The organism is Sphingomonas sp. Leaf257 (assembly GCF_001422185.1).
GTDB lineage: Bacteria > Pseudomonadota > Alphaproteobacteria > Sphingomonadales > Sphingomonadaceae > Sphingomonas > Sphingomonas yabuuchiae.
The window spans coordinates 187,053-199,980 of sequence record NZ_LMMH01000035.1; the positions used below are offsets into that span (position 1 = coordinate 187,053).

Annotated in this window: 13 protein-coding genes; 6 read left to right on the forward strand and 7 right to left on the reverse strand. The window is 66.7% G+C overall.

The window, feature by feature from the left end; genetic code table 11:
• The first annotated feature begins 31 nt into the window (after positions 1-31).
• Complete coding sequence (locus ASF14_RS18980) at positions 32-802, forward strand: hypothetical protein (RefSeq protein ID WP_156361310.1); 771 nt, start codon at positions 32-34, stop codon at positions 800-802.
• A gap of 151 nt (positions 803-953) precedes the next feature.
• On the opposite strand, the gene ASF14_RS18985 is transcribed toward ASF14_RS18980, so the two are convergent.
• The gene (locus ASF14_RS18985) at positions 954-3,269 is read right to left on the reverse strand and encodes a DNA translocase FtsK (protein ID WP_056438942.1); all 2,316 of its coding nucleotides are present in this window, start codon (positions 3,267-3,269) and stop codon (positions 954-956) included.
• A gap of 137 nt (positions 3,270-3,406) precedes the next feature.
• Between ASF14_RS18985 and ASF14_RS18990 the strand changes: the two genes are divergently transcribed.
• The gene (locus tag ASF14_RS18990) at positions 3,407-4,621 is read left to right on the forward strand and encodes a UbiH/UbiF/VisC/COQ6 family ubiquinone biosynthesis hydroxylase (protein WP_056439035.1); all 1,215 of its coding nucleotides are present in this window, start codon (positions 3,407-3,409) and stop codon (positions 4,619-4,621) included.
• A 288-nt stretch (positions 4,622-4,909) separates the two neighbouring features.
• Positions 4,910-5,392, forward strand: a complete 483-nt coding sequence (locus ASF14_RS18995; protein ID WP_236697147.1) for an MAPEG family protein — start codon at positions 4,910-4,912, stop codon at positions 5,390-5,392.
• A 50-nt stretch (positions 5,393-5,442) separates the two neighbouring features.
• Here the strand turns inward: ASF14_RS18995 and ASF14_RS21025 are convergent, their stop codons facing one another.
• The 4 genes from ASF14_RS21025 to gltX form a co-directional block, all read right to left on the reverse strand.
• Entirely contained in the window at positions 5,443-5,610 is a 168-nt protein-coding gene (locus tag ASF14_RS21025; RefSeq protein WP_076714270.1) for a Trm112 family protein, read from the reverse strand.
• The gene (locus tag ASF14_RS19000) at positions 5,607-6,212 is read right to left on the reverse strand and encodes an LON peptidase substrate-binding domain-containing protein (protein ID WP_056438944.1); all 606 of its coding nucleotides are present in this window, start codon (positions 6,210-6,212) and stop codon (positions 5,607-5,609) included. The genes ASF14_RS21025 and ASF14_RS19000 overlap by 4 nt, the downstream gene beginning before the upstream one ends.
• Positions 6,213-6,216: 4 nt before the next feature.
• Positions 6,217-7,113: a tetratricopeptide repeat protein gene (locus ASF14_RS19005; RefSeq protein WP_056438947.1), complete on the reverse strand. Its 897-nt coding sequence runs from the start codon at positions 7,111-7,113 to the stop codon at positions 6,217-6,219.
• Positions 7,114-7,200: 87 nt separating this feature from the next.
• The gene (gene gltX / locus ASF14_RS19010; protein WP_056439041.1) at positions 7,201-8,526 is read right to left on the reverse strand and encodes a glutamate--tRNA ligase; all 1,326 of its coding nucleotides are present in this window, start codon (positions 8,524-8,526) and stop codon (positions 7,201-7,203) included.
• Positions 8,527-8,623: 97 nt separating this feature from the next.
• Between gltX and ASF14_RS19015 the strand changes: the two genes are divergently transcribed.
• On the forward strand, positions 8,624-9,559 hold the full coding sequence (locus tag ASF14_RS19015; protein WP_056438950.1) for a ribose-phosphate pyrophosphokinase: 936 nt from the start codon (positions 8,624-8,626) through the stop codon (positions 9,557-9,559).
• A 248-nt stretch (positions 9,560-9,807) separates the two neighbouring features.
• Here ASF14_RS19015 and ASF14_RS19020 read toward each other — a convergent pair whose 3' ends face one another.
• On the reverse strand, positions 9,808-10,140 hold the full coding sequence (locus ASF14_RS19020; RefSeq protein ID WP_056439044.1) for a pilus assembly protein PilZ: 333 nt from the start codon (positions 10,138-10,140) through the stop codon (positions 9,808-9,810).
• A 26-nt stretch (positions 10,141-10,166) separates the two neighbouring features.
• Positions 10,167-10,733, reverse strand: coding sequence for a sterol desaturase family protein (locus ASF14_RS19025; RefSeq protein WP_236697148.1), 567 nt, complete (start codon positions 10,731-10,733; stop codon positions 10,167-10,169).
• Between the two features lie 177 nt (positions 10,734-10,910).
• Here ASF14_RS19025 and sucC point away from each other — a divergent pair, with 177 nt between their 5' ends.
• Both sucC and ASF14_RS19035 read left to right on the forward strand, forming a co-directional pair.
• Positions 10,911-12,110 carry an ADP-forming succinate--CoA ligase subunit beta gene (sucC, locus tag ASF14_RS19030; RefSeq protein WP_056438953.1) on the forward strand — a complete coding sequence of 400 codons (1,200 nt, stop codon included), beginning with the start codon at positions 10,911-10,913 and terminating at the stop codon, positions 12,108-12,110.
• Positions 12,111-12,266: 156 nt separating this feature from the next.
• The coding region (locus ASF14_RS19035; RefSeq protein WP_056438956.1) for an electron transfer flavoprotein subunit beta/FixA family protein at positions 12,267-12,928 on the forward strand (662 nt) is incomplete at its 3' end.

Here is a 12,928-nt window from a genome sequence, read left to right on the forward strand (position 1 = left end):
GACCGGGATCGATGCTGTCGGAGGCTCTGCCGTGATTCGTCCCGCATTCCGCATGACCCGCTGGCTGGCGGGTGCGCTGGTCCTGCCGCTGGCCGCTTGTGGCGGAGGCGGCGAGCCGGAGCGCAACATGGTGACGGCCGTCCCCTCGCCGGACGCTGAGGCGACACCGGCAGTCGAGCCGACCCGCGCCACCCTGCCCGCGCCGATCAAGACCGGCGCCACCCGCGCCCCGGATGCGGTCCTGTCCTGCTCGGCCGAGCGTGGGCAGGCGGCGGCGCAGCGGCTGGTGAAGATCTGCACCTCGGTCTCACCCGCCACCCATCCGCCCTGCAATGCGGTCAACAGCTGCGCGATCATCGAGGACGAGATCGCCCGGTCCTGTGCGCTGATGGGCGATGACGCAGGCAAAACGCCCGGCTGCGCGGTCGATCCCAAAAGCGATGCGGCGGCGGCCGATGTCGTCCGCCGTTATTATTCGGCGATCAATGCGCACGATTACAGTACCGCTTGGACGCAATGGGGCCCGGACGGCCGCCCCGGCCAGCGTTTCGCCGATTTTCAGAAGGGCTTTGCCAATACCCGCGCGACCAGCGTGACGATCGGCAAGCCGGCCCCCAGCGAGGGCGCGGCGGGGTCGATCTATGCGACGGTGCCGGTGACGGTGAATGCACAGCTCGACGATGGGCGGCAGCAGCGCTTCGTCGGGCAATATGTGGTGCGGCGGGTCAACGACGTGCCGGGGGCCAGTGCGGCCCAGCTGCGGTGGCATATCGATTCGGCGACATTGAAGCCTGCGACCTGAGCATCATCAAAGGCTATGGGAATGGCCCTCGTGGCTAAGCGCGGACCGTGCACTTCGACTTCGCTCAGTGTGAACGGGCGTGGGGGGACGGCGGCTCCTCCCAACCTCCGTTCAGCCTGAGCGAAGTCGAAGGCCACGCCCCGGACTTCCCTTAGACCGGATGCCCCTCGGTATCGCGCAGCACCTCGCGCCGTCCGACATGGTCGGGGCGGCTGACGATGCCGTCCGTCTCCATCCGCTCGATCAGCCGCGCCGCCGAGTTATAGCCGATGCGCAACTGACGCTGGAGCCAGGAGGTTGAGGCCTTCTGGCTCTCGCACACCAGCTGGATCGCCGCGCGGTACTGCTGGTCCTCGGCCGTGTCCTCGCCCGTGGGCGCGCCGTCGAGCGCGAAGCTTTCGGCCGGTTCCTCGGTGACCGAGGAGATGTAATCGGGCTGGCCCTGCGCACGCCAGTGATCGGCGACGCGGTGCACTTCGTCGTCCGATACGAAGGGGCCGTGGACGCGGACGATGCCCTTGCCGCCGGGCATGTAGAGCATGTCGCCGCGCCCCAGCAGCTGTTCGGCGCCCTGTTCGCCCAGGATGGTGCGCGAGTCGATCTTCGACGTCACATGGAAGCTGATGCGGGTCGGCAAATTCGCCTTGATGACGCCGGTGATGACGTCGACCGACGGCCGCTGCGTCGCCATGATCAGGTGGATGCCCGCCGCGCGCGCCTTTTGCGCGAGGCGCTGGATCAGGAATTCGACTTCCTTGCCCGCCGTCATCATCAAATCGGCCAGCTCGTCGACGATCACGACGATCTGCGGCAGCGGTTCGTATTCGAGCTTCTCTTCCTCATAGACCGGCTGGCCGGTCTCAGGATGATAGCCGGTCTGGACCTTGCGCCCCAAGGGCTGGCCCTTGGCCTTGGCCGCACGCACCTTGTCGTTGAAGCTGGCGAGACTGCGCACGCCGACCGAGGACATTTGCCGATAGCGGTCCTCCATCGTCTCGACCGCCCATTTCAGCGCGCGGACCGCCTTGGCCGGATCGGTGACGACCGGCGACAGCAGATGCGGGATGTCGTCATACATCGACAACTCCAGCATCTTGGGGTCGATCATGATCATCCGGCACTGCTCGGGCGTCAGGCGATAGAGCAGCGACAGGATCATGCCGTTCAGGCCGACCGACTTGCCCGAACCCGTCGTACCCGCGACCAGCAGGTGCGGCATCGGCGCGAGGTCGGCGACGACCGAGTCGCCCGCGATGTTCTTGCCCAGGATGATCGGCAGCTGCGCGGCCTGGTCGGCGAAGCTCTGCGACGCGACCAGTTCGTGCAGCGACACCATCTCCCGCTTGGGATTGGGCAGTTCGATGCCGATGACGTTGCGCCCCGGAATCACCGCGACGCGTGCCGAGATCGCCGACATGTTGCGCGCGATATCGTCGGCCAGCGCGATGACGCGGTTGGCCTTGATGCCGGGCGCGGGCTCCAGCTCGTACATGGTCACGACCGGGCCGGGGCGGACCTCGACGATCGAACCCTGGACGCGGAAATCGTCGAGCACATTCTCCAGCAGCCGGGCATTGCGCTCCAGCGCCGCCTTGTCGATCTGTCCGGCGGGCGAGGGCGGTGCAGGCGTCAGCAGGTCCAGGCCGGGCAACTGATAGGGCGCGTCGCGATCGGCCGCCGTCTTGGGCTTGGCGGGCGCGGGCGCGACCTGACGGTCGGCGATGACGGGGGCGGGGCGATCCTCGCGCACCGGCACCGCCTTGCGGGCCAGCGTCAGCGGTTCCTCATCCTCGTCGTCTTCGTCGTAAAGCGCCTCGTCCTCATCGTCCCAGGGCAGCGCCTCGCCATCCTCGCTCACCGCCCGGCGGCGGCGCAGGCGCGCCAGGCCGCGTTCGGCGATGTCGAGTTCCAGGCTGCGGCCCCAGATCAGCGCGCCGCCCAGCCCGAAGGCCAGGCCGATCGCCACCGATCCCCAGGTCACGACCGCCGCCTGGCCCGAAAATTCCAGCGCCCAGCGGACGAGGCCCGCCACCGACAGCCCGATCACGCCGCCCCATCCGGCGGGCAGCGCCAGCACCGCCGAGTCGGACACGAAGGACAAGGCACAGGCCATCAGCGCAACGCCAAGCACCGCCTGGCGCAGCATCTTCACCCAGCGGCCCGCCGGACGGTCGCGCCACAACCGGGTCGCGATGATCGGCCCGACCGGCAGGATCAGCGCGACGGCGGGGCCGAACAGGGTCAGCACGATATCGGCGATCCAGGCGCCGGGATGCCCCATCCAGTTGGCCGGGGCCGCGCCCGAGGCGGTGTTGAGCGCAGGATCGCTCGCCCGGTAGCTGGCGAGCGCCAGTACCAGCATCAGCGTTACGGCAAACAGGATGAGCGCGGCGACCAGCGCACCGCTGCGCACCGCACCCGCCTTCACCGTCTCGCGCCATAAAACCGGCTGCGCGCGGCTGGCCATGGGTCTTGTCCTTCAGGAAGTCGCAAAAATCCGGGAAAAATCCCGGAAAATTCATCGCCTCTGACGGTTCCTACGTCAAGGCGCGGGGGGCGACACCCGCATTGTTTGCGACCGCGTGACGGTCTAGGAGCATGGACATGGATAGCGACGTCATCATCCTCGGCGGCGGCTTGGTCGGCGCGACTCTGGGTGTCGGTCTGGCCGCGCATGGCCTGTCTTCGATCATCGTCGATCCCGCCGATCCGGCGGTCGTGCTGGCCCCCGGTTTCGACGGCCGCGCCTCGGCGGTCGCCTCGGCCAGCTGGCGGATGCTGGACGCGATCGGCATCGGCGCGAAGCTGGCGGGCAAGGGCTGCGAGATCCGGCATATCCGGGTCAGCGACGGGCTGGAGCCGGGCAAGCTCGATTTCATTCCCGACGCCGATGACGGTGCGCTGGGCACGATGTTCGAGAACAAGCTGCTGCGCCGCGCGATCAACGAGGCCGCCAATGAAGCCGAGCTGGTCGATCTGCGGATGCTGACCCGCGCGACGCATGTCGAACGCGGCCCGGCGGGCGTCACCGCGACCTTGAGCGATGGCAGCACCGTCCGCGCGCCGCTGCTGGTCGCCGCCGAAGGCCGCCAGTCGCCGACTCGCGACGCGGCGGGAATCAAGGTCGCGCGCTGGTCCTATGACCACAAGGCGATCATCAGCGCCTTCCATCACCAAATCGCGCACGAGAATATCGCGTTCGAGATCTTCTACCCCAGCGGCCCCTTCGCGCTGCTGCCCCTGCCAGACGACGAGATCGGGCATCGCTCGGCGATCGTCTGGTCGGTGTCGGGGCGTGACGGCGATGCGATGCTGAAACTGTCCGACCGTGCCTTCCTGGCCGAGGCGGAGAAGAGCATGGGCGGGTTCCTGGGCAAGCTGAGCCATGCGGGTCCCCGTTCCGCCTATCCGCTGGGCTTCCATCGTGCCGCGACGATGACGGGCGAGCGGCTGGTGCTGGTCGGCGACTCGGCGCATGGCATCCACCCGATTGCGGGTCAGGGCGTCAATCTGGGCTATCGCGACGTCGCCGCCCTGGTCGAGGTGCTGGTCGAGGGCAAGCGCACCGGCCTGGACCTGGGCGATGCGGCCTTGCTCCAGCGTTATCAGCAGTGGCGCGGGCTCGACACGCTGATGGTGTCGGTGGCGACCGATAGCTTCAACCGCATCTTCAGCGTGCCCGGCAAGACCGCCAGCGCGGTCCGGCGGCTGGGCATCACCGCGATCGACCATATCCCGCCGCTGAAGAACCGCTTCATGGCTGAAGCACGCGGCGAGACGGGGCAGTTGCCGCGCCTGTTGCAGGGTGTGCTGGTGTAAACCGGGCGGGCCGGTCCGAAGAGTATCAGGCCCTCCCCCAACCCCTCCCGCCTGCGGGAGGGGCGTGGCATGAGGCGCGCTTACGGCCAGCCAACAAGCGCTCCCCTCCCGCAGGSGGGAGGGGATGGGGGAGGGAAAACCACAAGCGACGCACCCGTAATGACACCATATGGGATCCCAAAAGCCATGTCCGGCGTTTCGCGCGTCATGACCCCCGGGCCTGACCATCCCACCCGTCCGCTCCGAACCCCGATCCGCGATCGCCGCCAGGCCGGTGTAGCCCGCGCCATGGCAGCCGCATTGGCCGTGGTGGCGCTTGCCTTGTTGGTCGGGTGGAGTGTCCGACCGACGCTTTCCCCCACCGACCGGATTTTACGCGCGGTGGCGGCCTCCACGGTCGCCGCGCTCTGGCTCGCAGCAGCGATCGGGCATGTCGCGGCGCTGCGGTTCACATCACCCGCCGATATCGATGCGGCGGCCGGCGGGAGTCCCGATTCAGCGCAAGTCGCGATGGCGCAGGCGGTGCTGCGCAATACGCTGGAGCAGGTGGTGCTCGCGATCCCGGCCTATCTGGCGCTCGCCTGGGTGGTCGAGGGATCGGGAGCGATGATCCCGATGCTGGCCGGGCTGTTCTCGGTCGGGCGCACGCTGTTCTGGGCCCATTACGCGCGCGGCGCGGCGGCGCGGGCCTTCGGGTTCGCGCTGGGATTTTATTCCAGCGTCGCGGCGCTGGTCATCGTGCTGGTGGCACTGGTCGGGCGGCTGATCTGATACCCTCACCCCGTTCGCTCAGGCTGAACGGAGGGTGGAGGCGGCGGGGATCAGAGCTCCCGCGCTTCCTCGACCAGCATCACCGGCACCCCGTCACGGATCGGATAGGCGAGCCCAGCCGCCTCCGACACCAGCTCCTGCGCCGCTTCGTCGTAGCGCAACGGCGTCCGCGTCAGCGGGCAGACCAGCCGTTCGAGCAACCATGGGTCCAGGCTCATTGCAGGGTCACCCGATCCTCGCCGTCATGGCGACCGAAAAATTGCATCAACTGGATGATCAGCTCGGCGCGCTGTTCCAGATCGGGGGCCTCCAGCAGCGCCTGCTTGGCCGCCACGTCGAACGGCGCGATCTGGGCGATGCCGTTGACCAAGCTCTCGTCGTCCAGCCGCCCGACCGCATCCCAGTCGACCGCATAGCCCTGAAGATCGGCGAAACGCTTCGATTCCTGCTCCAGCGAGGCGCGGCGGCCGAGCGATAGCAGATCCTCGTCGATCACCGGCAGCAGCTCGGCCTCGACCTGGCGGAAGGGCGTCGTCACCTCCAGCTCGCGGACGATGCGGAACAGCGACACGCCTTCGAGCACAAGGTTGTAGCGGCCATCCTCCATCGCCTCGACCTCGGCGATGCGGCCGACACAACCCATCTGATAAAGCGACGGCGTATCGCCCTCGCCCGATGGCTGGACCATGCCGATCCGCCGGTCGCGCGCCATCGCGTCGGAGACGAGCGCCCGGTAGCGCGGCTCGAAGATGTGCAGCGGAAGCGGCATCCCCGGAAAGAGGATCGCGCCCGCCAGCGGAAAGATCGAGAGCCGCGCCATGTCCTTAGCCGAACAGGATGGCGGACAGGCGCCGCCGCTGCTGCGATACCCAGGGGTCGGTCATGCCGACTACCTCGAACAGCTTGAGCAGCTGCTGACGCGCGGCATCCTCGTTCCAGCTACGGTCGGCCGCGACGATATGGAGGAGGTTGTCGGCCGCGCCGTCACGATCGCCCGCTGCCATCTGCGCATTGGCCAGCGCGAACCGCTTTTCGTGATCGTCGGGGCTGGCCGCGACCTCGGCCGCAAGCCCCGCATAGTCCGCCGCCGGTGGAGCGGACCGCGCCAGCGACACGGTCGCGATGGCGCGGTGGATGGCCGGGTCGTTGGCCAGGCCTTGCGGCAGCGCCTCGGTCGCGGCTTCGGCTTCCTCGATGCGTCCTGCACCCAGCAGCGCGCGGATATGCCCCGACAGCACGGCGGGATGCTCCGGCGCCATGTCGAGCAGCTGCTGGAAGATCGACACCGCGCGCTCGGCGTCACCGGCCTCCAGCACTTCCTCGCCCATCGCGATCAGCGGTTCCAGCTCGGCCGCCGCGTCCGCCGCCTCCGACTGGATCGGCAACTGCTTTAGCAGCTGGTCCAGCATCGTGCGCAGCGCGCTTTCGGTACGCGCGCTGGTCAGGTCGGCGACCAACTGGCCCTGGAACATCGCATAGACGGTCGGGATCGAGCGGATCTGGAATTGGTTGGCAATGAACTGGTTCTTGTCGGTGTCGATCTTGGCCAGCACGACGCCCTTGTCGGCATAGGCCTCCGCCACCTTCTCCAGCGTCGGGCCCAGCGCCTTGCACGGCCCGCACCATTCCGCCCAGAAGTCCAGGATGACCAGCTTGGTCATCGACGGCTCGACGACATCGCGGCGGAAGGCGGTGACGGCTTCCTTGTCGGCGGGCGACATTCCCAACGTGGCCAAAAGACGCTCCTTTACGTGTTGCTAGGCCCTATGTGGGCGAGGCGGGGCGGTAATGAAAGGTGGCGGCGTAAATCAGCCGTTCAGCCGTGCGATCGTGCGGTCGCGCCCGATCAGCGGCAGCAGCGCGGCCATGTCCGGCCCCTGCGCCCGGCCGGTCAGCGCCAGGCGCAGCGGCAGGAACAGCGCCTTGCCCTTGCGCCCCGTCGCGTCCTTCAAGGCGGCGGTCAGCGCGTGCCAGGGGTCCGTGCCCCAGTCGATCTGCCCCGCGACCTCGGCCGCCTGCGCCAGATAGGCGCGGTCGTCCTCGGCAGGCTCGGGGGCCTCGACCGGTCCCTCGATCACCTGCCACCAGTCGGCGGCCTCCGCGACGGTGTTGAGATTGGGTCGCACCGCCTCCCACTCCGCCACGCCCATACCGGTCGGCAGCCGGTCGGCGACGGCCTCGAACGGCGTCTGGTGGAGGATGCGCGCGTTCAGCTGCGCCAGTTCCGCTTCGTCGAACCGCGCGGGCGCCCGGCCGAAGCGGGAGAAATCGAACCCGGCGATCAGCGGCGCCATGTCGGCGACCGGCTCGACCGGATCGCTGGTTCCGATGCGGGCGAGAAGTGCGCGCACCGCCTGCGGCTCGATGCCGATCTCGCGGAAGTGGTCGACCCCCAGCGAGCCGAGTCGCTTGGACAGCTTGCCCTCATTGCCGGTTAGCAAGGCGGCATGGGCAAAGCGCGGCAGCTCGGCCCCCAGCGCCTGGAACATCTGAATCTGGAGCGCGGTGTTGGAGACGTGATCTTCGCCACGCACCACCTGGGTCACGCCCATGTCGATATCGTCGATCACCGAGGGCAGCATATAGAGCCATGTCCCATCGGCGCGGCGGATGACGGGATCGCTCATCGTTGCGGGGTCGAAGCGCTGGGGACCGCGCACTGCGTCGTCCCATTCGATGGGTGCGCCATGATCCAGCTTGAACCGCCAGTGTGGGCGAACGCCTTCGCTTTCCAGCTTGGTACGGTCCTCCTCGGTCAACGACAGCGCGGCGCGGTCGTACACCGGCGGCAGGCCGCGCCCGAGCTGGATCTTGCGCTTCAGGTCCAGTTCCTGCGCGCTCTCATAGGCGGGGTACACATGGCCGCCCGCGACCAGCTCGGCGAAGCGCGCCTCGTACAGAGCGAAACGCTGCGACTGGCGTACTTCGCTATCGGGGATCAGGCCCAGCCAGGCCAAATCCGCCCGGATCGCATCCACATAGCGTTCCTCGCTGCGCTCGGCATCGGTATCGTCGATACGCAGCAGGAAGCGCCCGCCAGCCTTTTGCGCATACATCCAGTTGTGCAGCGCGGTGCGGATATTGCCGACATGCAGCCGCCCGGTGGGCGAGGGAGCGAAACGGGTCACGGTCATGAGCGCCGCCATAATCGGGGAATCACCTTTGCGCTATTGTGACAGCGCGATTAAAGGGGCCGCGACTACGGGCTGTCTGCGGGGACGGGGTACGACCATGAAATTGATGACCGGCAATTCCAATCTGCCGCTGGCGAAGGCGGTTTCCTCCTATCTGGAGGTGCCGTTGACGGAGGCACTGGTGCGCCGCTTCGCCGATGAGGAAATCTTCGTCGAGATTCAGGAAAACGTCCGCGGCGAGGACGTGTTCGTGATCCAGTCGACCGGCTATCCGGTCAACGACAACCTCATGGAACTGCTCATCATGATCGATGCGCTGAAGCGCGCGTCGGCGCGGCGCATCACGGCGGTGATTCCCTATTTCGGCTATGCGCGCCAGGATCGGAAGCCCGGCCCCCGCACGCCGATCTCGGCCAAGCTGGTCGCCAACCTGATCACCGTCGCGGGCGCCGACCGCGTCCTGTCGGTCGATCTCCATGCCGGTCAGATCCAGGGATTCTTCGATATCCCGACCGACAATCTCTATGCCGCGCCGGTCATGTCGGCGGACATTCTGGCGCGCTTCAAGAACGACAACCTCATGGTCGTCTCGCCCGACGTCGGCGGCGTCGTCCGTGCCCGCCAGCTTGCCAAGCGGCTGAACAACGCGCCGCTCGCCATCGTCGACAAGCGCCGCGAGCGCGCGGGCGAGTCGGAGGTGATGAACATCATCGGTGACGTGGAAGGGCGCTTCTGCATCCTGATCGACGATATCGTCGACTCGGCGGGTACGCTGTGCAACGCGGCCGCCGCTTTGCGCCAGGCGGGGGCGGAAGACGTCGTCGCCTATGTCACCCACGGCGTGCTGTCGGGTGGCGCGGTGGCGCGAGTCGATGGCTCGGAACTGCGCGAGCTGGTGATTACCGACTCGATCGGCAACCATGAGTCGATCAGCGGCACGGGCAAGATCCGCCACCTGCCGATTGCTCCGCTGCTGGGCGAAGCGATCAAGCGCATCGCGGATGAGACCAGCGTGTCGAGCCTGTTCGATTGATTTTTTTGGGGTAAGCCGCAGGCATCTCGCTCGTGGCCTATCCCCCACCCCAAACCCCTCCCCCCGGCCGGGAGGAGGGGTTTAGAAGAAGCGCTAGCCAGTCGAACTAAGCACGCCCCTCCCGCAGGCGAGTTTCAGGTCGGTCATGCCGCCGGCATGACCTAAACGATGCGGGGCATCGTTTACCTGAAACTGGGATGGGGGAGGGTTGAACCTGAGCGAGGCGCTCGTGGCTCACCCTAAAATTCTCAGCGATTCCCCAGCGCGACGATATGCTCGAACACCGCCGGGTGGAGCGGCTTCGAGAAAGCGCAGCCATATTTGAAGCGGTCCCGCCAGGCGATCACCGCCTCCAGCGGGGCGAGGCCCGGCAGGGTCAGCCAGACGATCGTACCCGGCCACAGGGTGAAGCTGGTCTCGGCGCGAAAGCCCTCGGACGACAGGTCGACGACGTCGATCTCGAACCGGGTCTGGCCCTTGTCGCGCAGATGGGCGCGCATGCGCACCGCATGGCGCAGCGACCGGCGAAGGTCCTGGCCGGGAACGGGCTCGAAAGGCGGTGTGAAGACCGGTTTTTCCATGACGCTCCCCTCTTCGCTGAACAAGGTTACTTTTCCGTCAACAGGGCATCCTGACGCTCGGCCGCGACACGTTCGGACGCGCCCGCAGGCCGCCGCACGCCCGCCCGTGCGCGCTTCTTCAGTTCCGCCTTCAGATTCTCGGGCCGTGGCGCGACCAGAAAGCCGAAGCTGACCGTGCCTTCCTTCGTCTCGACGACATGGTGCAGCCGGTGCGCCTGGATGATCCGCTTCATATAATCGGACTTGGGCAGATAGCGGGTCGGAAGACGCTTATGGACGATGATGTCGTGAAAGCCGAAATAGATCGCGCCATAGGCCGCGATTCCCGCCCCGATCCAGGTGAAGCCCGGCCACCAGCCCAGTTGCACCCCGCCCAGGATCATCACGAAGGACGGAACCGCGAAGATCGCCGCATAGAGATCGTTCAATTCCCAGTTGCCGTTACGCGGCCGGTGATGGCTCTCATGCAGGAACCAGCCGGGGCCGTGCATGATCCAGCGGTGGGCCGCATAGGCAAACCCCTCCATGAAGATCACGGTGCCGAGAAACAGAAGGATGCCGAAAGCCCAGTTCATCGGGTCATCATAACGCATTTGCGATAAATTTGCTTCCTATTCCGTTGGTCGCGTCAAGGGATCGCCCCAACCACCCCTAAAAAGCATTTGCGATGCATTTGCATTAACGCCGTTTCGGGGTGGATTTGTCCGTCAGCCTGTGCTTTAGCCACACCCAATTTCCCTAGAACCACCCGAGAGGCGGAAGGCTAGCGCATGAACATCCACGAATATCAGGCCAAGGAATTGCTCGCCAAGTTCGGCGTGCCCGTCCCCGCCGGCTTCGCCGCGATGACCGTCGAGGAGGCCGTCGAGGCATCGTCCAAGCTCCCCGGACCGCTCTACGTCGTCAAGGCGCAGATCCATGCGGGCGGCCGCGGCAAGGGCAAGTTCAAGGAACTCGGCCCCGACGCCAAGGGCGGTGTCCGCCTGGCCAAGACCGCCGAGGAAGTCCGCGCTGCCGCCACCGACATGCTGGGCAACACGCTGGTCACCATCCAGACCGGCGAAGCGGGCAAGCAGGTCAACCGCCTGTACGTGACCGACGGCGTCGACATCGCGAAGGAATTCTACCTCGCGCTGCTCGTCAACCGCGCGACCGGCCGTGTCTCGATGGTCGCCTCGACCGAAGGCGGCATGGACATCGAGACCGTGGCGCATGACACGCCCGAGAAGATCCACTCGATCGACATCGACACCGCGACCGGGTTCATGCCGCATCACGGCCGCGCCGTCGCCGCCGCGCTCGAGCTGACCGGCGACCTCGCCAAGCAGGCCGCCAATGTCGCGTCGAAGCTCTACGCCGCGTTCCTGGGCACCGATGCCGAGCAGATCGAGATCAATCCGCTCGCCGTCACCGAGGACGGCAAGCTGATGGTGCTCGACGCCAAGGTCGGCTTCGACGGCAACGCCATGTTCCGTCACAAGGACCTGATGGAACTGCGCGACACCACCGAAGAAGACGCGATGGAGCTGGAGGCGTCGAAGTACGACCTGGCGTACATCAAGCTCGACGGTGACATTGGCTGCATGGTCAACGGCGCCGGCCTCGCCATGGCGACGATGGACATCATCAAGCTGAACGGCATGTTCCCGGCCAACTTCCTCGACGTCGGCGGCGGCGCGAACAAGGAGAAGGTCACCGCGGCGTTCAAGATCATCCTGAGCGATCCGGCGGTGAAGGGCATCCTGGTCAACATCTTCGGCGGCATCATGCGCTGCGACATCATCGCCGACGGCATCGTCGCGGCGGCGAAGGAAGTGAACCTGCAGGTTCCGCTGGTCGTCCGCCTCGAGGGTACGAATGTCGAGAAGGGCAAGGAAATCCTCGCCAATTCGGGTCTCGCCATCGTCCCCGCCAACGATCTGGGCGATGCCGCCAAGAAGATCGTGGCCGAGGTTCAGAAGGTCGCGTAATTCGCGCCTTCGGCCCTGATGGACCGATTATAAAGGGGCTCGGGCGGAAACGTCCGGGCCCCTTTCTCGTTGGTCGGGCTGAATGCTTGCGATGCGCTCGCAACGCCGTCAAAGACGGTGGCATGTTTTTGGCTATCCAGCCGGGAAGGAACCGCGATGAAGATCGTCGTGCCCGTGAAGCGGGTGTTGGATTATAACGTAAAGCCGCGCGTGAAGGCGGACGGGACGGGCGTCGATCTGGCGAACGTGAAGATGTCGATGAACCCGTTCGACGAGATCGCGGTGGAAGAGGCGATCCGGCTGAAGGAAAAGGGGGCGGCGACCGAGGTCGTCGTCGTCTCGATCGGCGAGCCCAAGGCGGCGGACACGCTGCGCACCGCGCTGGCCATGGGCGCGGACCGGGCGGTGCTGATCACCGCCGACCAGGCACCCGAGCCGCTCGGCGTCGCCAAGCTGCTCGCCAAGGTGGTCGAAGAGGAACAGCCCGGCCTCGTCATCCTGGGCAAGCAGGCGATCGACGGCGACAACAACCAAACCGGCCAGATGCTGGCAGGGCTGCTCGGCTGGGCGCAGGGCACGTTCGCCTCGAAGGTCGAGATCGAGGGTGAGACGGCCAACGTCACCCGCGAGGTCGATGGCGGTCTGGAGACGGTGGCGCTGACGCTGCCCGCCATCGTCACCACCGACCTTCGCCTGAACGAGCCGCGCTATGCGTCGCTCCCCAACATCATGAAGGCCAAGTCCAAGCCGATGGCGACCAAGACCGCCGCCGACTACGGCGTCGACGTGTCGCCCCGGCTGACGATCACCCACGTCGC

Excerpts from the sequence above, each read along its gene's own strand:
- ASF14_RS18985 (WP_056438942.1), bottom strand. The coding sequence starts at position 3,269 with ATGGCCAGCCGCGCGCAGCCGGTTTTATGGCGCGAGACGGTGAAGGCG.
- ASF14_RS18990 (WP_056439035.1), top strand. The coding sequence starts at position 3,407 with ATGGATAGCGACGTCATCATCCTCGGCGGCGGCTTGGTCGGCGCGACT.
- ASF14_RS18995 (WP_236697147.1), top strand. The coding sequence starts at position 4,910 with ATGGCAGCCGCATTGGCCGTGGTGGCGCTTGCCTTGTTGGTCGGGTGG.
- ASF14_RS21025 (WP_076714270.1), bottom strand. The coding sequence starts at position 5,610 with ATGAGCCTGGACCCATGGTTGCTCGAACGGCTGGTCTGCCCGCTGACG.
- ASF14_RS19000 (WP_056438944.1), bottom strand. The coding sequence starts at position 6,212 with ATGGCGCGGCTCTCGATCTTTCCGCTGGCGGGCGCGATCCTCTTTCCG.
- ASF14_RS19005 (WP_056438947.1), bottom strand. The coding sequence starts at position 7,113 with ATGTCGCCCGCCGACAAGGAAGCCGTCACCGCCTTCCGCCGCGATGTC.
- gltX (WP_056439041.1), bottom strand. The coding sequence starts at position 8,526 with ATGACCGTGACCCGTTTCGCTCCCTCGCCCACCGGGCGGCTGCATGTC.
- ASF14_RS19015 (WP_056438950.1), top strand. The coding sequence starts at position 8,624 with ATGAAATTGATGACCGGCAATTCCAATCTGCCGCTGGCGAAGGCGGTT.
- ASF14_RS19020 (WP_056439044.1), bottom strand. The coding sequence starts at position 10,140 with ATGGAAAAACCGGTCTTCACACCGCCTTTCGAGCCCGTTCCCGGCCAG.
- ASF14_RS19025 (WP_236697148.1), bottom strand. The coding sequence starts at position 10,733 with ATGCGTTATGATGACCCGATGAACTGGGCTTTCGGCATCCTTCTGTTT.
- sucC (WP_056438953.1), top strand. The coding sequence starts at position 10,911 with ATGAACATCCACGAATATCAGGCCAAGGAATTGCTCGCCAAGTTCGGC.